General features: G+C 60.6%; 17 protein-coding genes and 1 pseudogene. 4 read left to right on the forward strand and 14 right to left on the reverse strand.

Annotated elements, in window-relative coordinates; genetic code table 11:
* Positions 1 to 97 precede the first annotated feature (97 nt).
* Positions 98 to 202 (reverse strand): annotated as a pseudogene (locus NKJ09_RS30395) (integrase core domain-containing protein); the annotation flags it as partial.
* A 922-nt stretch (positions 203 to 1,124) separates the two neighbouring features.
* Between NKJ09_RS30395 and NKJ09_RS30400 the strand changes: the two are divergent.
* From NKJ09_RS30400 to NKJ09_RS30415, 4 genes are all read left to right on the forward strand, one after another.
* A complete protein-coding gene (locus NKJ09_RS30400; protein WP_023680062.1) occupies positions 1,125 to 1,397 on the forward strand; it encodes a hypothetical protein in 273 nt (90 codons plus the stop codon).
* Positions 1,398 to 1,520: 123 nt separating this feature from the next.
* Positions 1,521 to 2,219 (forward strand): thermonuclease family protein, encoded by a 699-nt coding sequence (locus NKJ09_RS30405; RefSeq protein ID WP_352503317.1) that lies wholly within the window; start codon positions 1,521 to 1,523, stop codon positions 2,217 to 2,219.
* 246 nt (positions 2,220 to 2,465) lie between these two features.
* Positions 2,466 to 4,052 (forward strand): hypothetical protein, encoded by a 1,587-nt coding sequence (locus NKJ09_RS30410; RefSeq protein WP_352764491.1) that lies wholly within the window; start codon positions 2,466 to 2,468, stop codon positions 4,050 to 4,052.
* Complete coding sequence (locus NKJ09_RS30415; protein WP_352764493.1) at positions 4,036 to 5,238, forward strand: PAN domain-containing protein; 1,203 nt, start codon at positions 4,036 to 4,038, stop codon at positions 5,236 to 5,238. The genes NKJ09_RS30410 and NKJ09_RS30415 overlap by 17 nt, the downstream gene beginning before the upstream one ends.
* 434 nt (positions 5,239 to 5,672) lie before the next feature.
* Here NKJ09_RS30415 and NKJ09_RS30420 read toward each other — a convergent pair whose 3' ends face one another.
* From NKJ09_RS30420 to NKJ09_RS30480, 13 genes are all read right to left on the reverse strand, one after another.
* Positions 5,673 to 7,358, reverse strand: a complete 1,686-nt coding sequence (locus NKJ09_RS30420; RefSeq protein WP_352764496.1) for a PIN domain-containing protein — start codon at positions 7,356 to 7,358, stop codon at positions 5,673 to 5,675.
* 447 nt (positions 7,359 to 7,805) lie between these two features.
* A complete protein-coding gene (locus tag NKJ09_RS30425; RefSeq protein WP_352764499.1) occupies positions 7,806 to 8,078 on the reverse strand; it encodes a DUF2274 domain-containing protein in 273 nt (90 codons plus the stop codon).
* An 11-nt stretch (positions 8,079 to 8,089) separates the two neighbouring features.
* On the reverse strand, positions 8,090 to 9,307 hold the full coding sequence (locus tag NKJ09_RS30430) for a TraB/TrbI/VirB10 family type IV secretion system protein (protein WP_352764500.1): 1,218 nt from the start codon (positions 9,305 to 9,307) through the stop codon (positions 8,090 to 8,092).
* 10 nt (positions 9,308 to 9,317) lie between these two features.
* A complete protein-coding gene (gene trbG / locus NKJ09_RS30435) occupies positions 9,318 to 10,346 on the reverse strand; it encodes a P-type conjugative transfer protein TrbG (protein ID WP_352528987.1) in 1,029 nt (342 codons plus the stop codon).
* Positions 10,336 to 11,067 (reverse strand): conjugal transfer protein TrbF, encoded by a 732-nt coding sequence (trbF, locus tag NKJ09_RS30440; protein WP_352764503.1) that lies wholly within the window; start codon positions 11,065 to 11,067, stop codon positions 10,336 to 10,338. The genes trbG and trbF overlap by 11 nt, the downstream gene beginning before the upstream one ends.
* Positions 11,068 to 12,390: a P-type conjugative transfer protein TrbL gene (gene trbL, locus NKJ09_RS30445; protein WP_352764506.1), complete on the reverse strand. Its 1,323-nt coding sequence runs from the start codon at positions 12,388 to 12,390 to the stop codon at positions 11,068 to 11,070.
* 36 nt (positions 12,391 to 12,426) lie between these two features.
* A complete protein-coding gene (trbJ, locus tag NKJ09_RS30450; protein WP_352764508.1) occupies positions 12,427 to 13,152 on the reverse strand; it encodes a P-type conjugative transfer protein TrbJ in 726 nt (241 codons plus the stop codon).
* The gene (trbE, locus tag NKJ09_RS30455) at positions 13,152 to 15,599 is read right to left on the reverse strand and encodes a conjugal transfer protein TrbE (protein ID WP_352764511.1); all 2,448 of its coding nucleotides are present in this window, start codon (positions 15,597 to 15,599) and stop codon (positions 13,152 to 13,154) included. Before trbE ends, trbJ begins: the two co-directional genes overlap by 1 nt.
* Positions 15,593 to 15,865 carry a VirB3 family type IV secretion system protein gene (locus NKJ09_RS30460; protein WP_023680309.1) on the reverse strand — a complete coding sequence of 91 codons (273 nt, stop codon included), beginning with the start codon at positions 15,863 to 15,865 and terminating at the stop codon, positions 15,593 to 15,595. The genes trbE and NKJ09_RS30460 overlap by 7 nt, the downstream gene beginning before the upstream one ends.
* Entirely contained in the window at positions 15,865 to 16,173 is a 309-nt protein-coding gene (locus tag NKJ09_RS30465; protein WP_023680310.1) for a TrbC/VirB2 family type IV secretion system protein, read from the reverse strand. The genes NKJ09_RS30460 and NKJ09_RS30465 overlap by 1 nt, the downstream gene beginning before the upstream one ends.
* Positions 16,174 to 16,184: 11 nt before the next feature.
* A complete protein-coding gene (trbB, locus tag NKJ09_RS30470) occupies positions 16,185 to 17,153 on the reverse strand; it encodes a P-type conjugative transfer ATPase TrbB (RefSeq protein WP_352764514.1) in 969 nt (322 codons plus the stop codon).
* A complete protein-coding gene (locus NKJ09_RS30475; RefSeq protein ID WP_352764517.1) occupies positions 17,150 to 17,563 on the reverse strand; it encodes a CopG family transcriptional regulator in 414 nt (137 codons plus the stop codon). Before NKJ09_RS30475 ends, trbB begins: the two co-directional genes overlap by 4 nt.
* Before the next feature lie 120 nt (positions 17,564 to 17,683).
* Entirely contained in the window at positions 17,684 to 19,711 is a 2,028-nt protein-coding gene (locus tag NKJ09_RS30480) for a conjugal transfer protein TraG (protein ID WP_352764520.1), read from the reverse strand.
* Positions 19,712 to 20,489: the final 778 nt, after the last annotated feature.

Below are 20,489 nucleotides of genomic sequence, written 5' to 3' on the forward strand. Positions count from 1 at the left end.
GCGCGCGGCAAAACCCAAAATACCCCACGGGATCGCATCCAGATCAGCAAAACCTATTCACTTCAACGACATAGACAGATGGGTGTTATGAAACAGGATTGTAATCGGCGCGCCATACATTGAGCCTCGCGCGGGCCTGGGCCAGGGACGTGAACCGCGTCTCGTTGAGGAGTTCATCGCGAAGGGGGCCGTTGAAGGTCTCGCGTTAGGGTCCTAGCCAACCTCCGACTGTGAACTCGCGGAGGCGATTTACGGCAAGCGCACACAGCAGCTCGTCCACGGCGTTCGTACATGAAGTTTGGAAACTTATAATACTGGTACACACCTCCATGGGGGAACATTATCTCCAATATCTCAGCGATTACCGGATAGCTATCTGCCTTCACCTACCTCGGCCTAGTGCAGAATCTTGGCCGAATGAACTCGGCGCTCTTGCTGCACACCAATGGTCCGTCCCGCGCGAAGTGCGATCATACCGCCGCAGCTTACCTTCAAATCCGGCACTGGCGAGGATCTAGATCCAAGCCGACGGCGCCGGGATCAAATAAAAAGCCGCCGACCGAAGCCAGCGGGCTTGATTGGGATGGCCCGCGCGGACGGTCAAGGCTGCGCCGGCCGACCATGGCGGAGGGACCACCTTGGTCAACGGCACGGCCCGATGACGGCGTGCCGATGTACCACAACATGCGGCGAGATAGAGCCTTCCGGCGTCGCGGAAAAAAAGCCCGCCGGTTTTGAGCCAGCGGGCAAGTTCTGGAGTGGCTGAGATCAACCCAGCATCAGTCAACGACCGGCGGAAGGGTTGGTTGCAGTGGATGCCAGCTAGCCGCAGCATGCTGTGAATCGTAGCAATGTGAAAAACAAAACTCTGGACTTCTAGGTCGGACTCGCCCCAATATTTGTTTGGGGGAATTCACATGAAAATTGGAGCACTCATCGCAAGTGCAGCCCTGTGCGTCAGCGGCTGCTCTACGAGCACTGTCGTGTCGGACAGCGATCTCACGGCAATGAATACCGTTGCGCTATGTCACGTTCTCGCCAGCAGCACGGACGAACAGTATCGTAGCAGGGTAGCGGCCCTTCTAGTGCGCAGGGGCGCAACAGCAGAGAAGTGCACCAGGCTTGTGCAAACCGACAATGCTGTCGCGACAGGCATAGCGATCGCGGCTGTCGGCGGCGCAGCTGTGGGTGTCGCTGCCAACAACGGCTATGGAGGCGGAACATATTACCGGCCACCGCCACCACAAACCTATGGCGTCGCGTGGGACCAATTCTATGGCCAGAACTACAGCGTTATCTGGCGCTGCCGCGACCGGTCCACCGGGCGGTTCCTTGACGATTACTATTGCGCCGGCCTGCCCATGGTCGACAGCGCATGGCCGGGCTGGTCGGCGTAGCGGATGAGCAGGCCATACCGCAAATATCGATCCAATCGGTGGCAGAGACCCACCGGTGCCAAGCTGTGGCGGCGCCAACTTGCGAGCGTGCCGGCAATGCTCGGTCTTACGGCAGCGGCGGCGGTGGCCGCCTTCCTGGCGCCGTCGGGCGCGCAACGTAGCGACGATGCATCAAAGGCCAGCCCACGAAGGGCGGCGCCCGCCTCGCTTACCGGTGTCGCTTCCGTCATTGACGGCGATACGATCGAAATCCACGGCCAGCGCGTCCGCTTCAACGGCATCGACGCGCCAGAGAGCCGGCAGCTGTGCCGCGATGCGAATGGCGCCGAGTATCCTTGCGGCCGGCGATCGGCCGAAGCGCTGGACACTTTCCTGGCCGCGTCGAGGCCGCTCGAATGCACATTCGTGACGTGGGACCGCTACCACCGCTTTGTCGGCGATTGTCGGCGCGCCGACGGCGCGGGCGTGGCCGCCTGGATGGTCAAGCACGGCCAGGCGCTGGATTGGCCTCACTACAGCCAGGGCGCCTATGCGGGGCAGCAGGCGCAAGCCCAAGCCTCAAAGATCGGCCTGTGGGCCGGGACGTTTCAGGCACCCTGGGAATGGCGCGCTGCGCACGCCGACGGCGCGGCGCCATCGAGTCGCCCGCTGGGCATCATCAGCCGTAAGCTGGTCGCGCAGAGCGGCTATTCTTGCGAGCCGCGGAGAACGTGCAAGCAGATCGGTTCCTGCGACGAAGCCAACTGGTACCTGCAAAACTGCTCATGGGGCGGAAAACTCGATCGCGACAAGGATGGGATCCCATGCGAAACACTCTGCTAGCTGAAATGTAACGGAGTAAGCGCTACGGCCTGTTCGGCTTTCCGCTTACACCGATCCAACGAAGACCATGCATGGGCGACGCGGTCTGCTAACCCCATTTTTTGACGAGGTATTCTATATCTGAAGGGCAGAAAAAGTTATTGCGACAATAGAGAGAAGACGCCTTAACTCAGACTTTCAAAACCGTTAAGTGTATGCTGGCAGGCGATCAAGGCATGATGTTGCCCTGTCGGGGGGGCGAGTAAAATGCAGACTGTGATGAGTCAAAAGCTGGCAAGCTATGGCCAGTGGACCTACCGTGGTGCCTGGGCCCTAGAGATTGCGGCCGCAGCGATTGGTCTTACGACAGGTGTAGCATTAGGCGTACAAGCGTTTTCTGCAAGCGAGTCTGTCACTGCAATGGATTTGACGCTCGCCAGTGCACCCTTTCTCATGGTGGCAATCGCGGAGCTCACCAAGATACCGATAGCTACACTGCTTTTCAGCGCGTCTTGGCTCTGGAAGCCCATAATCTTGGTCTTCCTCCTGGTTCTTGCAGGCATCACTTTCGAAACTGTCTTTATGGGGATGGAGAGGGCAGGCGCATTGCGTCAGCTGCGTTATGAGGAGCTCGTAAACAAGATTGATGCCCTTGAGCAGGAAGCGACAAAGCTCGCCTCTGCTGACGAACTTGGTCGAAGAGCCGATCAGGTCGATCAAGCCCGTTCCGAAATTGAGCAGCTGACCTCTCTTGCAGAAAAATCGCGTGCGACCTCTCAGTCGCAAATTGCCGAGGCCAATGCGGAATTGGAGGGAACGACAGCCCTTACTCCAGAGGCCTCGCGTGTTCGCGATCAAGTGGATGAGAAAAATGCTGTTCGATCGGCGCTGATTCAACAGCGCGATCGCGAAGTTAAAGACGCTGTCGATCAGTTTGAGCGCCAACGCGACAGCTTTGTTGAACGTATCAAGATGGCGCGCGATTCAGGCGACAGCGACTCGGCACGCAGGCTAGAATCGGAAGTGGCTAAACTTGCCAACCCCCGCACGAAAATTATCACCAAGTTCGACACTCGGATTGAGCCGCTCGATCAAGAGATTGCTGCGCTGCGCGAAAATTTCGATCGTTTGCGGGCAAACAGCCCTCCTATGACTACTGACCAGAGGCAGAAGCTTGTCGATAGGCGTTCGTCTCTGGAGCAAACGCGCGATAGTGATGCCGCGGCTTGGCAGCGTCGATTGGATGAAGCGGGCAAACGGCTCGCAGATGCCCAGGCGGCAGAAGCCAACAAGGCAAACACCTCGGCGCAAAACCAGGTCAGACAGGACCAGATTGCCAAAGCCCTCAGCGCCTTGGCCAAGGAGCGGATCCCAATGGCGCGGACAGATCAGGTCCGCCGTATTGCCTCACGCTGGTACGGCAGCAAACCTGAACTGGTGACTGAGGCACAGGCCGGAATAATCTCTGTGATTTGGTTCGGCTCGCTCGCGCTCATCGCCGCGCTCGCGGGACCAATTACGGCAATGGTCGCTCTAGCGCTCCAGCGCATTGCCGCCCGAGAAGAGGACAATTCAGAGAGCAAGACTTCCAGGCTGCTCCGCAGAATGCTTCTGAGTTGGCGCTGGCGGCGGGTTCGAACGGTCGAGGTACCGGTCGAAGTTACCGTAGAGAAAGAGATTGAGAAGCGGGTAGAGGTGCCTGTCGAAAAAATCGTCAAAGAGATCCTCTACGTTCCGCTCTTCACCGACGACCCCGAAGTTCTTCGCAAGGCCCTCGACCAGGATTTGCCGCCTGAGGTCTCAGACCTCGTGACGGTATCAATGAAGGATCGCAAAAGTGCTCGTCCGGCATAACACCACCCTGCTTGAGCAAGCCGTCGATCTCGCCGTCAAAAGGTCAGCGATTCCAACCTTGCAGGCTCAAGCCGCGGCCCAAGAGAAGACAGCCCGAGCGACCGCCTTTCGCCGAATGGCGACTGGCGGAGCCATTGCAGTGGCGGCGGTCGGGATTGGGCTAGGCATCAATCTTGGTCTAGGGGACAAAACCCTGCCGGAGCCGGCAGCTTTGCCGACCATAGAGCAGCCAAGCGATCTCACCTCCCCAAAAGATGAGCCTCCTATTCCTGTTCCAACTCCAAAGCCAATTCAGGAGCAGGCGCCCCAGGCTGACGTCCCTACCAGGCCTGACGTGGTGACCGTCGACTTCAACAAGTTCGCCACCAAGAACGTCGAGTTCCAAGGCACCACTTGGGAGTTAATCACAGGTCACCACTTCAAGGATGAGAACGACGAAACCTGGGACCGAGCGTGGTGTTACTCTCGGCGGAGTGTGAACGGCGTAGACGTAAATGTATCATTGGCAGCTCGTTCTGCCCCGACAGCGCGACCAGCCGGGCCTGGCGCTGCTGCTCAGACGCTTCAGTTGGTCGGCCTTAATGATTCATCCGCCGTCGATCTTGCAACAAGATGCGCGTGGCTGGATGGTCGCACATTTGCGTCTTCAGACATCATTCCTGACCAGTCACGAGAGCAGGCCGCAACTGTCCCCGTAGAAACTCCTGCGACAGAGGTCGATCCAGATAGTGGATTTGTTGTCGTGTCAGGGTGGGACGCGATCGGAAACGACCTGCCGGATATGCCAACTAGGAACGTGAGTTCTGAGCAGTGTCAAACCGCCTGCGATACCGACTTCAGGTGTCTAGCGGTTACTTATAACACAAAATTTCGAGCTTGTTTCATGAAAGGGGACGCATCGCTACTGGTCAAAAGCGAAGAGTCGATCATGGCCGCAAAAAAAGTGGTCGAGAGCAATTTGCGCTACTCGAATTTGGTGTTCGCCACAAAAACGGAAATTTCTGGCAATGCCTATTGGACCTCTCCGCTTCGATATCCCGACTGCATACTGCAATGTGCAAACGACAAATCCTGCTTAGGGTTCAATTTCCGCAAAAAAGAAAGTGCGTGTGTCCTTTTCAACAGCATCACCCAATCCGCTGACAACGCAGCGGTCGCATCTGGCATCAAGAGCGTCGCCAACTAAAGTTGAAGCAAAGCACCTATCCTCACGGAGCGATTGAAGCCAAGCCACTTGTCAAAGAAAGTGGCTAGCAAAATTCCACGATCATCTTTGGGTTAGCGGTAGGAATGTTCTTCGACGAAGCTCTAACAGAATGCAAAGTGGAGCCAACTGAGGCATGTCAAAGAAAGAATTGTCGTCGGCGCATTGCGGGACCGTCTGACTGAATGTCAGAATGTCAAATATTGGGCCGTTTACAGACCGACGGCTTTCGGGGCCGCTGTGCGGTAGCTGCCGTTCATAGAGGGAGGGATCGCCAGCCCAGTAAGAACAGCGAGACGTTCGACAAAGCGCGTGACATGGCAAACCACCCGATACGCGCACCACGCAGCTCTATGATCCACGATCAGAGATGAGGCCCTCGTGAAGTCGAGCGGATCATCATCTAAGGGGCCGATCTAACGGCCACAGCGTTCGACCATCTCATCTGCGATCGCCAGGAGACTGTAGGCTTCGACCTTGCGGCTGACGGGTATCAGAAGCTCCGCCGGCTTGGTCAGGTTCTCGGCCTCGACGGTACACCGCACTGCGCCGCTGACGTCCCCATCGTCGGGAAACAGCACGTCGACCTCGAAGAATTCCTCGCCGCGCTGATGACGGAACAGATCGCAGGTCAGAGCGCCACGCTTGGTCGGTTTCCTTTTCGGCCACCGATCGTAGTAAAACCCCTCAGGATCATGCTTCTCTGGCATCGGCGGCATCCGGATAGTAGGGATATCGATGTATGTTCGCCTAGCAAGACCAGTGGGTTGAATAAGCGACCTGCGCAGGCGGTCATGCTCCTCTGCCATTCTCATGATGTCCGACATAGGCCCAATGCCACGTGCGAGATCTGCGAGCGCTCCTTTGCCGTGGAGATTGTCGAACGTCGACTGCGCGCTGCGCATTGCCGCCAATTGGGGACCAAGACCGCCCATCAGTCCGCGCGACGCCTTCTCCAGTTCGGAGATCCTCAGACCACCGCCGGGCACTCTCAGTGTAGCGATATCAACGCCTTTCGAAGCAGCAGGCGGCCGCTTCACGATTCGTCGAACCGTCGGCGCAACAGGCGGTGCGGGCAGCTTGGGAATCGGGGGGAGCGCGGATTGCCCGTTGACGTCATTCTGATCCTCGTCATCGTCCGGATCATGTGCGTCATGACTCAAATCGATGTTGCCGATAGCCTCAAACGACACGCGCATCTTTGACGCCGGTCGAGTGCCGCCGTTAGCAACGCCAAATGTTAGGGCTATCTCGGCCTCGGGCTCCGTGCGGTCCTTGTGCAGCGATTCAAAGGTTGAGCGACACGCGTCGATCCATTTCGGGTAGGCTTCGGACGAGTATTTTCCAATCGCTTCAGCATCCGGCGCTTCGTAGGAAATTTCGGTTCCATCGGCCTGAATCTCGGCTTCCGGAGCAGCAAAATCCTCCTTTGCCGGGTGCCGCGCTTTCAGCGTGCCGATCAGCTGGTCAATTTCGGACGGCTCAAGTGCCAAAGCGACCCGGCGGACCACATTGGCCGCTGTTGCCTCGCCTGAGGCGTTCGCGATGCTAATGACGGGCTCCTGCGCCCGATAGATCGAAATGTCCTTTTCCAGTTCCTTGATTCGCTTCGCCTCGGTGGTCTCTTCCGGCGGTCGCTTCCAACTCCCCGGGATCAGAAAGAAGGAAACGCCGATGCCCTGCGCAGTGGATGCCGCGACACTGTCATCTGTCAGCATTGAGACGGAGGCGAATGTCTCATCCTTCGAAAGGGTGGCGACAGTCCCGACAATCCGGTCGTCGTTGATGCTGTAGTCAAGTGAGCTGGCGAGGTCTGGGGCGGGCTGGATGATAGGCATGAGCCGGAGCACGACACGCGGTCCAGCTTCCTGGATAACGACTTCCGGCGGAAGGGTCGCAAGCATTCCACGTATGCGCACCGAAATCTCGATCGCCCGCTTGCGCGTTCTGCCGGCACCCTTCTTGTGCTTGTCGATCTCCGCCAAAACGGGCTTGGTTAATGCGATCACAATCGGGTCCACCGCGAGGTCGAGCCAGGGAATCTCTTCCAGGCGCTTGCACTCGAAGAAGAGATTCGTATCGGCTACAAACACATGCTCCATTCGACCCTCACAAGCGGTAAACCCGGTCGAATCACATCGCTTACGCGGAGTTCGCCGATGTCATTGGAATATAGCGAGGCGAGAACATTTCCGCAACGAAACTGCCGGTCATTACTTGGCGAGCCATTCCGCCTAAGCACGAATGTCGATCATCGGCACCGTGCCGCTGAACTGGAGCTGTACGATCAAGACAAAAATGCTTGCATGCCGACGATCATGCCTTGAAACGCTCCGGTTCGATACTCGGTTGTCGCGGAACATCGGACGTCTGGTTTTAGGTGCTGAGCGGCTCGCCCCAATGTCGCCAGTGAGGCGCAGAGCCGGCATTGGTTCGGGGCAGATCAGCTCGTCTATTGTGCCCTGTGTTTCGGCTTGCCGCCGGCAAATTGCTTCAATGCATTTGCCCGCCTAGAAAGGTGCCCCCTCGGACTCACTGGTCGCTGTCACTTATTCGGACCCTGAAATTGGCTGCCGCCGCGATTTCTCTGACTTGTCGACGACAGGGAGCCCTTCCTTTCTGGCCTTGGCAAACGCTCGATCGCTCTCCAGGAACTCCGCCAGCATGAACGGGATCAGTTCCGCTACCGATTCGGACTCGCCATAGGTCTGACGATAAAGCGCCGCATAATCCTTCAGTGCTTGGTTCAGGTCTGCACTTACGCTTATGGTGATCTTCGAAGGTGTCCGATCCGGAAGTTTGCCGAGTTTCAGAGTGGTCATGATGACTCCAGTCAATTCGGGTACGGCCGTAGCACAAGATCCTTGTGCACGATGACGCGCAGTGGCCAACCAGGGCGGACGGTGATCGTGGGCTGAATATTGAGGTTCTTCTCGGTGATGCGCTGGCCAGCTTGACTAACGTTCTGCTGAGCGGATTCGCGGATTGCTTTGACCAGGTCGCTTTCGTCTTGCCCGAGGCTCAGCTCCGTGCCGACCCCCAGCAACGTGGCCAGCGCAACGCCTTTCATCAGCTGCCAGGTGTGGAAATCCACCTTGTCCTCAAGCCCGGCATAGCCGGCGGTGTCCGTCGCCGGCAGATTGTCGATTTCGATCGAAGAGCCGTCGGGCAGCAGTATCCGTTGCCAGACCAGCAGCGCGCGCCTTTGTCCAAAGGCAACAACGTTGTCATATGTGCCAATCAGGCGAGAGCCTTGCGGAATGAGCAAGGTGCTGCCGGTGACTGTGTCGTGCACATTCTCGGTGACCTGTGCGACCACGAGGCCGGGCAAGTCGGAATTGATGCCAGTGATCAGGCTCGCTGCGATGACGCTGCCGGCCATCAGCTGATAGGGCGAAGCCGGCGTCTGCAGTGCATGCAGATTGTAGATTCCACTTGTGTTCCGCTGGCTGACAAAATCGAGCTTTCGCTGTTGATTGTTTTGGTCGCCCTCGGCCGGTGCTACGGAAGCTGAATCGCGTGCGGCGTCCGATTGTGGAGCCGTTGCCTCAAAGGGTGGACGCCCGCCCTGCCCGTTGCCGGCGGCATCCGCTTGCCGGGGTCGATTTTCGATCCGGAAGAAGACTTGCGATTCGCGCGCCTCGATCGCCTGCTGTGCAAGGCGCTGCTCCTCCGCCGAAACCTCCTGGCCCGGCGCGATGCCCAGCTGGCGTTGGTGCTCAAGGATGGGGCGGCCGAGGTCGCCGGGCAGCGGTGGTCCAAGCACCGGAGGCTTGGGCTTGATCCCGGAATAGTCTTTAGGCAGCCTTTCAATTGCCTCCGCGGTTGGCTTCCGCTCAGTGTTGTAAAGCTCTTCAGCCTGCTCTTTGATGCGCAGCGCCGGTCCCTGCAGCGCCATCATGGTGACGCCTAGAACGGTCCCGGAACCAACAGCAGCAATGGCGACAATAATGCCGCGCTTGAAGCGCACAGCGCGGCGAGGCGAGGCCCGCAGCTGCAGCTGTTCTGGATCGAGTTTCGGTGAAGCATCGGAGCGGGAAGTATCCGTCATGGGCCGTCCCTCACCTGCTGGAACGCGAAAAGAGCAATATCCGCCGCGGCGCTTGCCTGCCGTCGGTCCTCGTGATGCGCACCACCTGCTGCTGCTTGGCGCCGAGGCGCAGTTCGGCCGCGGCGAAGAGGCGATCGACGATGTAATAGTTGCCCCGTATGCGGTAGTTGACGAGCTGGTTGTCCCCGTCAGCACCGACGATGAAGAGCGGTGGGGCCTCGCCCTGATCGATGCGGCGCGGGAACTCGATGTAGACCTTGCTGCCATCATCGAACGCGCGCGTCGGCCTCCAGGGCGGCATGTCGCCGGTAATCGAATAGCGGAAGCGAATATTTTCGAGAGCCACATTCGACGCCACTGGCATAGCGGCGTCGGCCTGCGCATTGCGCCGGCGTAGCGCGATGATCTGGTCCTCGCTGTAAGTCCAGGAGATGGCTGCCATGGCGGTCTTATCCGTGCTTTGAAGCTGCAGGTGATAGCTTCGCCGGTCCGTGGTGATCACCAGATTGGTGGCAAGTCCTGGCGCGAAGGGCTTCACCAGCACATGGGTGCGCTGGTCATCGCCGGAGCCACTGACGGTGTCGCCAATTACCCAGCGCACTGTATCGCCGGCCGACACGGATTGGAGTTTCTCGCCTGACTGCAGAGCGATATCGCTGACGCGCTCCGGTGCGGCATAGAGCTGGTAGAGCGCGCCTTCGGCAAAGGGGTAAACCTGCACCGCATTCACATAGCCATATTTGGTGGGTTGCTGCGTCGCCGCCTTGTTGGCATCGGCGACACGTTCTTCAGGCGAGCGCTTGTCTTCAGCAGCCTTGCCCGGCTCGGGCTGCAACTGGCCAGGCAGCGGCAGCGGTTTCGGCACTTCCACGACTTTGACGGGCTTCCCCGGCGCCTTCTCAATCGCGGCCGGCTTGAAGTCAGCATGGTCATAGGAAATCTGCGGCGGCGGCACCGGCTTCGAGGCACAGGCGGAAATGACCGCAGCCGACGCCGACAGGATCAGCGCAGTGCGGAGAGACGAGAGTCTATTTATCATTGGCGGGCTCCTTTGGGGGAACGGAAGTTTGCGCGGCACTGTCGAGCTCGCGCGACCAGTCGATTGCGTTGATGAAGACGCCGAGCGGGTTTTTGCGCAGCTGATCGGTATTGTTCGGTGGCCGGATCACAATGGTGAGGATCCCGGTCCAACGCGTTGTGCTGGCGAGGCTGCCGCGCTCAAAGACCTGCTCGGTCCATTTGACTTGATAGGAGCTGTCGGACGCTCGAACCACGCTCGTCACCTGCACCGAGACGCTGCGCGTCCCGATCTTGCCGAACGGGTCGTTGGCCTTAGCGTACTCGTTGAGAAAGAGGGCTCCACGGTCGGTGGCAAAGTCGTAGGCCGACAGCCAATTCTGCCGCACTAGCACCGCATCGGTGGAAACAGAGCGGACATTCTGGATGAAGCGGCCGAGATGCCAGGCGATCTGCGCATCGGTGGGCTCGTAGGTTTGGATTGCCGGCGCGACAGCCCGTGTCTCACCGAAGCGGTCGACCTCGACAACATAAGGCACAACGCGGCCCTGCATCGACTGCCACAAGAGTCCACCAGAGAGCCCGGTGGCCAGAGCGAGGCAGCCAAAGGCCATCAGGCGCCAGTTCCTTGCCTGCACGCGCGCAGTGCCGATGCGCTCGTCCCAAAGTTGGGCGGCCTTCTGGTATGGTGTGACGGGGTGGGGCGTCTTCCCGTAACGTTGAACTGGTCGCTTGAAGAGCATCTAGTCTTCCTTATCGTTGAGAGAGGGGTTGGCGCCGCTTCCACCCCGATCGCCATCGCGGACGGCCTGCGTGGCGGCGTGGCGATGGGCGCGCGCGGTCTGTTCGGAACGCAAGCGCCTCGCCCACGCCGGCGCGGCATTGGCACCTGACGCGGCAGGGTTTCCGATCATTGATGCGGTCGGCGTGCCGCCCGCCGCGGTCCAGGCGGCATCGCGGCCGGCATCGGCGCTGCGCCGGAATGGTTCTGTTGCAGATCGCATTCCCCGCATCGCGGCGCCGCCAGCTGCGCCGGCAACGCCCTGCAGTCCAGCAGCTACGCCGGAGAGGCCGGACTCGGGCGATGTTGCACGCCCCATCTGCCAAGCTGTGGAAGCAGCCGATCCCATGGCCGTGCCGGCTCGAACGGCGGCGAGACCGCCGCCGGTTGCCATGCGCGCGCCGGCAAGCGCCGCACCTCCGGCAACGAGCGTTGATCCGGCGGCCGCCGCGGTGGTTCCGAGTGCGGCTCCCGCGCCAAGCTGCGGCGCGCCCGAGACAAGACCCGAGGCAATTCCCGGCCCGAAAATGCCGAGCCCAAGCAGCGCCAACGCACCCAGTACCTGTGACATGGCCGCGGCCAAGTCCGGCTCCTTGCCTTGCAGCGCGGAAGCGAACTCGCCGAAGAGCGTGGAGCCGATGCCGACGATGACAGCAAGCACCATCACCTTAATGCCCGACGAGATCACATTGCCGAGCACGCGCTCGGCCAGAAACGCCGAGCGATTCCAGAGCGCGAAGGGCACCAGAACAAAACCGGCCAATGTGGTGAGCTTGAACTCCAGGATGGTGATGAAAAGCTGGATGGAAAGGATGAAGAAGGCGATGAGGACCAGGAACCAGGCGAGAAGCAGCACGAAGATGGTCAGCGCGTTGCCAAAGATCTCGGGGAAGCCGACTAGCTGGCTCGCTTGATTGAGCAGCGGCCAGGCGCCCTCGAAGCCGGCCGCGGCAATGCGGCCTGGCCGCAGGAGACTGTCGGCGGACAGATTGCCGGCCGATGCGTTGATGCCGAGCCCGGCAAAGGAATGGTAGATGATGTCGGCGAGGTTCTTAAAATTGTTCAGGATGAAGGCGAAGGCGCTGACATAGAGCACTTTTCGGACAAGCCGGCCAAGAACATTGGGCTCGCCGCCGAACGCCCAGACCAGGCCTGCCAGCGTGATGTCGATGCCGATCAGGATGGTGGTGAGAAAGGCGACGTCGCCCGAAAGCAGACCGAACCCGCTATCAATATAGCGGGTAAAAGTCTCCATGAAGCGATCAATGACGCCGAGGTCATTCATGTCGCCGCCTTCCTCGTTGTCTTGAAGAACTGCCGATCAGTTGCCGGGATAGGCCGTACCGGTGCCCAGGAAACGCTTCGTCGTCTCGCGGGCGGCTTCCTCGGACTGCGCCTTGCGGGCAGCATCTTCGGCTTCAGCCCGGAACTGGGTCGCGAGCAGCGTCTGGATCTGGATCTGCTGCTTGGTCGAAAGCGCGATCAGCTGATTGGTGGCCTGGCTTGCCTCAAGGGCACCTGCCGCGCCCTGACTGCGGTTGACGAGATCGGTAAGCAGGTCGCCGTCGGCCCGCACGTTCTCCACGATCTGCGACTGCGCGCTCATGGTTTGGCGGAACGCCTGCATGGCGTTTTGCCAGCGCTCGCGCGCGGCGCTCGCCACATCGCTGACCTTGATTGTGGCGTCGTAGCTTTCCGGATATTGCACACGCCACTGGTTCTGAAGCTTGTCGAGATCGAAGCTCAGGCCGCTGGCCTGGGTCATCAGGCCGTCGATCCGTTGGAGCGAACCTGTGAGCCGGCCGACGGAAGAAAAATCCAGGCGCTGAAGGTTGCGCGCCATGTTCTGCAGCATCGTCGCCTGGTTCTGGAGCGACTGGATCTGGTTGTTTATCTGCTCCAGGGAACGTGCCGCTGTCAGCACGTTCTGCGCATAATTCGACGGATCGAACACGATTAGGGCGTGGGCCGGCTGGACGTAGTCGGCCATCGGTTTTGCGATTAGGGAAACGGTGATCAGGCTGGTGAGAAGGCGGCGCCGCATCATCACGATTGCTCCTTGTCTGGTTGAGGGAATTGCTGGAGAAGCTCGGCAGCCCAATCGAGGCCGCGCGCACTCAGGAACCGGGAAGCAAAGCTGTCCTGCCCGTGCTCTGACAGGATGCTGTCGATCAAAGCTTGCGTGGCCGGATCAGAGGCGCCGCAGAGCGCAAGAGCGATCGGGCCGAGCCCGAGCTCGAAGAGGCGGTTGCCGCGGCGCGACTGCAGATAATACTGACGCTTCGGTGTGGCACGGGCGACCAATTCGATCTGCCGCTCGTTCAGGCCGAAGTGCTCATAGGCTGCCCGCGCCTGCGGTTCCACGGCACGGTCATTGGGGAGAAAAATGCGCTGTGGGCAGCTCTCGATGATCGCCGGCGCGATGGAAGAGCCAGCGATGTCTGCAAGTGACTGCGTGGCGAAAATGACGGAGACGTTCTTCTTTCGCAGCACCTTCAGCCATTCGCGGATGCGGGCGGCAAAGAGCGGGTTGTCGAGATAGACCCAGGCCTCGTCGAGCATGAGCAGTGTTGGCCGGCCGTCGAGCCGCTCCTCGAGGCGATGGAAGAGATAGGTGAGCACCGGCAGCACGGCGCCTTCCTGGTGCATCAGCTCTTCGGTCTCGAAACACTGCACATCCGACAAAGCCAGCCGATCTTCATCGGCATCGAGCAGCCGGCCGAAGGGACCGTCGAGCGTGTAGGGCATCAACGCGGCCTTGAGCCCATTGGACTGAAGCAGAACCGACAGGCCCGTCAGCGTGCGTTCCTGCGCCGGCGCAGTGGCAAGGCTGATGAGTGCCGACCAGATCGCCTCCTTTACCTCCGGCGTAACGGTGACATTCTCATGGGCAACGAGGCCGGCGATCCATTCCGCCGCCCAGCTGCGAGTAGCCTGGTCGCCGATATTGCTCAGTGGCTGGAAGGCAAGCGCACCATCCGCGCCCAGAGCGTGGTGTTCTCCGCCCATGGCCAGTGTTGCCGCACGAGCCGAATTGCCCTTGTCGAAGACATAGACCTGCGCCCCGGCATAGCGTCGAAAGTGCAGAGCGACTAGCGCAAGCAGAACCGACTTGCCGGCACCGGTCGGACCAACGACCAGCATGTGGCCGACATCGCCGACGTGGGTGGAAAGCCGAAAAGGTGTCGACCCGTTGGTCTCTGCGAAGAGAAGCGGCGGGGATTCGGTCCCAGTCACGTTGGTGAGATGCTCGTTATCCACCGGACCGGCCCACGCCGACGACAGCGGCATGACATGGGCAAGATTCAGCGTGTGAACGAGCGGCTGGCGAACGTTAGCGTAGACATGACCGGGCAACGAGCCGAGCCACGCCTCGACCGCATTGATGCTTTCACGGATCGTGGTGAAGCCGAGCCCATTGACTATGCGCTCAACCGCTCGGAGCTTTTCCGCGGCGGCCTGTCGGTCCTGGTCCCATACCGTCACCGTTGTGGTGAGATAGCCGAAGCCGACGTGATCGCCGCCCAATGCCTGAAGGGCGGCATCCGCATCGAGCGCCTTGTTGTCGGCGTCACTATCGACGAGAGGGACGGGTTCGTTGGTCACGACCTCGCGCAGGATGGCTGCGACCGATTTGCGCTTGGCAAACCACTGACGGCGCAACCGGGTCAGTGTCTTTGTGGCTTCCGTCTTGTCGAGCGGGATGAAGCGCGTCATCCAGCGGTAGGCGAAATCCTGATGGTTGAGCGCGTCGAGGATCCCTGGCCGGGTGACGTTAGGGAAACCAAGGATGGTGAAGGTGCACAGATGCTGCTCACCCAGCATCGGCTCCAGGCCGCCGGTAAGCGGCGCGTCAACCAGAACACCGTCGAGATACATTGGCGTTTCCGGCATGGCGACCGGATGGCGGTAGGTCGAGATTGTGCCGTGCAGATAGGTTAGCGTCTCGGCATCATCGAGGGCGCGCACTTCCGGCATGAAGCCGGACAGCAAATCCAGGACGCGGTCGGTCTCGTCGCGAAACCACGCCAGCTCCTGGCGCCAGTCTCTAGCCCCTCCCGAGTGATGCGAGTCGACCAGTGCGCTTTCCGCCCGCGCCTGGCCATCTGGCGCCGGCATGAAGACCAAGGTCAGATGATAGCGACTCTCGAAGTGCGCGACCTTGCCCTCGAAGGCCGCGCGCCGTTCCTCGTCGACCAGCCATGAGGCAGCATCGGGAAAAGCCGAGCTCGGATAGCCCAGCGCTTCAACGCGCTCGGCCTCGAAAAACAACCCCCATCCGGAGCCCAACCTTCGTAGCGCATTGTTAGCTCGTGCGCAGATGCCGACCAACTCGGCTTCGGTCGCGCTTTCAAGGTCGGGGCCACGGAACCGGAAGGTTCGCTGGAAGCTACTGTCTTTATTGAGCACGATGCCGGGCGCGACCAAAGCGGCCCAGGGCAGATGGTCGGCAAGCCGATCGGCTTTGCCGCGATACTCCGACAGGTTCAGCATGCAAGCCACCCCTTCAGGCGAAGATGACGGACAAGCACGCTGGCGAAGTCCGGATCGCGGCGAGCGGCAAAGACCGCGAGGGTGTGGCCGGCGATCCAGAGCGCCAGTCCGGCGATCCACTGCTGCAGGCCAAGGCCTATTGCCGCGGCCACCGTGCCGTTGAGGATCGCCACCGCTCGCGGCGCGCCGCCCAGCAGGATCGGCTCAGTCAATGCCCTGTGAACGGGGACTTCGAAACCCTCGATATGCTGCTCTCCGGTGGCCATCAAACGAGTGCCCCGCCGCCGAAGGAGAAGAAGGAGAGAAAGAAGCTCGATGCCGCGAAGGCGATCGACAGGCCGAAGACAATCTGGATCAGCCGGCGAAAACCGCCTGCCGTGTCACCGAAAGCAAGGGTCAGGCCGGTGGTGATGATGATGATCACCGCGACGATTTTGGCGACCGGTCCCTGCACCGACTCAAGGATCTGCTGCAGCGGCTGTTCCCAAGGCATGCCGGAGCCCGCTGCGTGGGCCGGGACGGTGAGAAGAAACGCGAGCGCGGTGGACGAAAGGAAGCGAAGCTTCTTGAGCATGAGGTGACCTTTCAAAACTGCTGGAGTTGCGGAAGCGTGAGCGGGGTGACGGCGTAATCACCGCTGCTGTCGAGACCGGTGACCTCAGCGATCGCGTCAATGCGGCGCGAGGATCCGCGCCCAGCGATGAAGACGATCAGATCTACCGCATCAGCGATGAGGCGGCGGGGAACGGTGACGACGGCTTCCTGGGCGAGCTGCTCGATACGGTAGAGAGCGGAGCGCGCCGAATTGGCGTGAACCGTCGCGATGCCGCCGGGATGCCCGGTGTTCCATGCCTTCAGCATGTCCAGGGCTTCCGCGCCCCTGACTTCGCCCACGATGATGCGGTCGGGTCTGAGCCGCAGGGTCGAGCGCACGAGATCGGCGAGCGTGACCGACCCCCGCCTCGTCCTCAAGGCAACGCAATCCTTCGCCGCGCATTGCAGTTCGCGCGTGTCCTCGATCAGGATCACCCGCTCGTCGCAATCGGCGGCTTGTGCCAGCAGCGCATTGGCAAGTGTTGTCTTGCCCGACGACGTGCCGCCGGCGACCAGGATGTTGCGCCGCTCGCGGACCGCCTTCTTCAGCGCGTCGGCCTGCAGCGGCAGCATGACCCGGTCGGCGACATAGTCGGCCAACGTGTAGAGTTTCGCCGCAGGCTTTCGGATGGCGAAGCATGGCCCCAGCACGACAGGCGGCAGCAGACCCTCGAAGCGCTCGCCCGATGGCAATTCGGCGCTGACAATCGGATTGTCAGCATGCGCCTCGGCGCGCACGTGGGAGGCGACCAGGCGGATGATGCGTTCGGCCTCAGAAGGATGCATGTGCACGCCGGTGTCGGCCCGGCCTTCACCCAACCGGTCGAGCCGCAGCGCACCGTCGGGATTGACCATCACCTCAATGACGGTCGGATCGGCAAGGGCTTCGGTGATCGCCGGACCCATGGCGGTGCGCAGCATGACGCGGCGGCGATGGTCGGCTTCTGGATGAGAACTCATCCTTCCCCTCCCCTGCGATCGTCGGTGCCAAGTGACCGTTTCCCGGAAGCGATTTGGCGGCCGACCTGTTCAACGAATTTGTCGAAGCGCTCCTGGGCAATCGCTTGCGTGGCCCTGTCCGGCACCGGCGTGTGAGCATGAAGCGTGATCGAAAAGCGGATGAAGAGCGCCAGGCTCTCCAGGATCATCTCGACATCGCGCCTGACATGTCCGAGGTCGCGGGAAAGACGGTCGAGCCTCTTGCCGTAGCGCTGGTCGAGTTCATTCTCCCCACGCTGCTCGATAAAGGTCTCGACCGCGTGCGCCACAATGGCCGATTTGGTGGTCGATGGATTGCGGCTGAGGTTCTCCAGCTTCTCGCTCAACTCGGGTTCAAGCAAAAACTGGTGACGAATGCGGTGGGACTTCATGCTGCTCGTTCCCTCTGACCGGCGCTGATGCACCGGCGACGGGAACGAGCATCGTCGAGATCCTCGAAATCGCTTACGGCCGTTATCTACGCTGAGATGCGCCCGCGTATGGCGCGCCGTTCAGAAGCCGGGCACGATGTCCTTGTCGTCGCCCATTCCCTCGTTGAGGCCGTACGCACGTGCGGCGGTGGAAATCCGATCCATGACGCGCTTGTCGGCGAGCGTCTCGCAGTCATCGTCTGCGGGCGTGAACAGATCGCCCTGATCAGGCTCCTGGACGACGAGGGTCCGTTCTTCGCGCAGGCCCGGATGGCGCTGCTGCTGGACACCTCCGTCTTCGATTGCCGCGCCGGCACTGTCGTCATCGCCAGCAAGACGCCGATCCACGCTGCGCACCTGTCCGCTCCAATCGTCCGGGCGCGACGTGGGCCGATCCGCGTAGGCACCGTCGCGCAGCACCGGCGAAGGCAGCACTCGCTCCGTGAAATTCGGATCCTGGTAATAACGCAACTTCTTGGCGCGAATCGGCGGCAATCCCGAAACCAGGATTAGTTCGTCAGCCTGCGGCAACTGCATCACCTCACCCGGCGTCAGCAGGGGGCGAGCAGTCTCTTGGCGGCTTACCATGACGTGGGACAACCAGGGCGCCAACCGATGGCCGGCATAGTTGCGCATCGATCTGAGTTCCGTCGCGGTACCGAGCGCGTCCGAGATGCGTTTGGCCGTGCGCTCGTCATTTGAGGAAAAGGCAATCCGCACGTGGCAATTGTCGAGAATGGCGTTGTTCTCGCCATAGGCCTTGGAGATTTGGTTCAACGATTGCGCTATCAGATAAGCGCGGATGCCGTAGCCTGCCATGAAGGCGAGCGCAGTCTCGAAGAAGTCGAGCCGACCGAGCGCCGGAAATTCATCCAGCATCATCAGGAGCTGATGCTTGCGGCTCTTCTTTGGATCGCCCTCCAGGCGCTCGGTCAGCCGCCGGCCGATTTGATTGAGCACCAATCGCACCAGGGGCTTAGTGCGCGAGATATCCGACGGCGGCACGACCAGATACAGCGACATCGGTCGCTCGGCATCCACAAGGTCGGCAATGCGCCAGTCGCAGGCCGATGTTGCCGCGGCCACCGTTGGATCACGATAGAGCCCGAGAAACGACATGGCGGTCGAGAGAACGCCTGAGCGCTCGTTCTCTGACTTGTTCAGCACCTCACGAGCCGCCGAGGCCACGACCGGATGGACCTGGGGCTTGTCCACCGTGCCGAGGTGGTTTGTGGTCATCATCCGCTGCAGTGTCGCAGCGAATGAGCGTTGCGGGTCCGACAGGAAGGTGGCGACACGGGCGAGTGTCTTTTCCTCTTCGGCGTAGAGCACGTGCAAGATGGCGCCAACTAGGAGTGAATGACTGGTCTTCTCCCAATGGTTCCGCCGCTCCAGCGCGCCTTCCGGATCGACGAGAATGTCGGCGATGTTCTGAACGTCGCGGACCTCATCTGGACCTTTGCGCACTTCCAGCAGCGGGTTGTACCGCGCCGATCTCGGATCGGTCGGATTGAACAAGAGACAGTGCGAGAACTTCGACCTCCAGCCAGAGGTCAGCTGCCAGTTCTCGCCTTTGATGTCGTGAATGACGGCCGAGCCGGTCCAGGAAAGAAGGGTTGGAACAACGAGTCCGACGCCCTTGCCCGAACGTGTCGGCGCAAAGGCCATGACGTGTTCTGGTCCGTCATGGCGCAGATAGCGATAATTCAGTCCGCCAAGGAAAACGCCGGCCGGCTGAAACAGCCCCGCCTTCTCGATTTCCAGCTTCATGGCCCATCGTGAGGACCCATAGGTGGTGACCAACCCCCGCTGCCGTGCGCGCCAGAGGGACCCAGCTATCGCGGCGGCACAGCCCAGGAACCCGCTGGCTCCGGCAAGTATGCCAGCCTTGTCGAAGACTTCAGGCGCATAGGCGTCAAATTGGAACCACCATTCGAACAGTTTCCACGGCTGGTAGATCGGCCAGCCGACTGTCACAAACCATGGCGCGCCGAGTGGCGGCTGATAGGAGAGCATGTGGGCGCACCATTGGGTTGCAGTCCACACGCCAAGAATGACAATTGCGAATACGACAGCGATCTGCCCAATCAGCAACTTCGTGGGTGTCAATGGCTTGCTCCGCTCTTCTGGCCAGACGGACCAAACATCGCGCCGAGCGATGAGAATTCGAACGGCCGCTACGTGCGACTAGGTGCGATGACAAGGTTGATAGGCATTGTTCAGCTGCGAACAGCGAAAATCCGCCGCAGCAACCGATCGGCGGTGCCAGGTACGCGGTTTGGTCGCAGAAGATGTTGGGGCTTCAGGCGCGGGCACATTGAAGATGTGCTGACAGACAAACCTTTGGAGCCGACGCGTTTGTGCGAGTAGCGAGCTGAAAGGCTCGGCGAGAAGTCGTCGTTCTCAATCGGGCGACGGGGGATACATCGGCGAAGACGGCATAAGGCAGGATGGGCCAGACCGAGCCGACGGCAACGTCGTAGCCAAGGCCTTGGAGCGCATAGCGCCTGGCCGGGAGGCCGCCGCCAGTCAGGCTTACGCGGCGCGTCGTTGAGCGAGGTGAAGACCCGAACGGGCTCGACGAGGGTCCACGGCCGTCACAATGTTGTGGTGGTGATCGCAGTAGACGCGATCCGGCGAAGTTGGCCCAGCACAAAAACGATAACCGCCAGGTACAGAAGCGTCTTCGCTCACCGGGAAGCGGCACTGATAGAGGCCTAGCTGAATGAGGGGGACGTCTCTCGAAGTTGGTCTGATATTTTCAGGCATGATGGTTTCCTAGTTCGTAGCAATTACCAGCTGACGGCCGCAGTGCGACCCGTCGGGACGAGCTTCTCTCGTTTTGGAGGGCTATGGGTCACCATATGGTGTTGGTAGCACCATCAAT

The sequence above is a fragment of the Mesorhizobium sp. M0189 genome, from assembly GCF_040322135.1.
Classification (GTDB): Bacteria; Pseudomonadota; Alphaproteobacteria; order Rhizobiales; family Rhizobiaceae; genus Mesorhizobium.

Bases quoted from the DNA above. Each gene is read 5' to 3' on its own strand.
- NKJ09_RS30410 (WP_352764491.1), top strand. From the start codon at position 2,466: ATGCAGACTGTGATGAGTCAAAAGCTGGCAAGCTATGGCCAGTGGACC.
- NKJ09_RS30420 (WP_352764496.1), bottom strand. From the start codon at position 7,358: ATGGAGCATGTGTTTGTAGCCGATACGAATCTCTTCTTCGAGTGCAAG.
- NKJ09_RS30425 (WP_352764499.1), bottom strand. From the start codon at position 8,078: ATGACCACTCTGAAACTCGGCAAACTTCCGGATCGGACACCTTCGAAG.
- NKJ09_RS30430 (WP_352764500.1), bottom strand. From the start codon at position 9,307: ATGACGGATACTTCCCGCTCCGATGCTTCACCGAAACTCGATCCAGAA.
- trbG (WP_352528987.1), bottom strand. From the start codon at position 10,346: ATGATAAATAGACTCTCGTCTCTCCGCACTGCGCTGATCCTGTCGGCG.
- trbF (WP_352764503.1), bottom strand. From the start codon at position 11,067: ATGCTCTTCAAGCGACCAGTTCAACGTTACGGGAAGACGCCCCACCCC.
- trbL (WP_352764506.1), bottom strand. From the start codon at position 12,390: ATGAATGACCTCGGCGTCATTGATCGCTTCATGGAGACTTTTACCCGC.
- trbJ (WP_352764508.1), bottom strand. From the start codon at position 13,152: ATGATGCGGCGCCGCCTTCTCACCAGCCTGATCACCGTTTCCCTAATC.
- trbE (WP_352764511.1), bottom strand. From the start codon at position 15,599: ATGCTGAACCTGTCGGAGTATCGCGGCAAAGCCGATCGGCTTGCCGAC.
- NKJ09_RS30460 (WP_023680309.1), bottom strand. From the start codon at position 15,865: ATGGCCACCGGAGAGCAGCATATCGAGGGTTTCGAAGTCCCCGTTCAC.
- NKJ09_RS30465 (WP_023680310.1), bottom strand. From the start codon at position 16,173: ATGCTCAAGAAGCTTCGCTTCCTTTCGTCCACCGCGCTCGCGTTTCTT.
- trbB (WP_352764514.1), bottom strand. From the start codon at position 17,153: ATGAGTTCTCATCCAGAAGCCGACCATCGCCGCCGCGTCATGCTGCGC.
- NKJ09_RS30475 (WP_352764517.1), bottom strand. From the start codon at position 17,563: ATGAAGTCCCACCGCATTCGTCACCAGTTTTTGCTTGAACCCGAGTTG.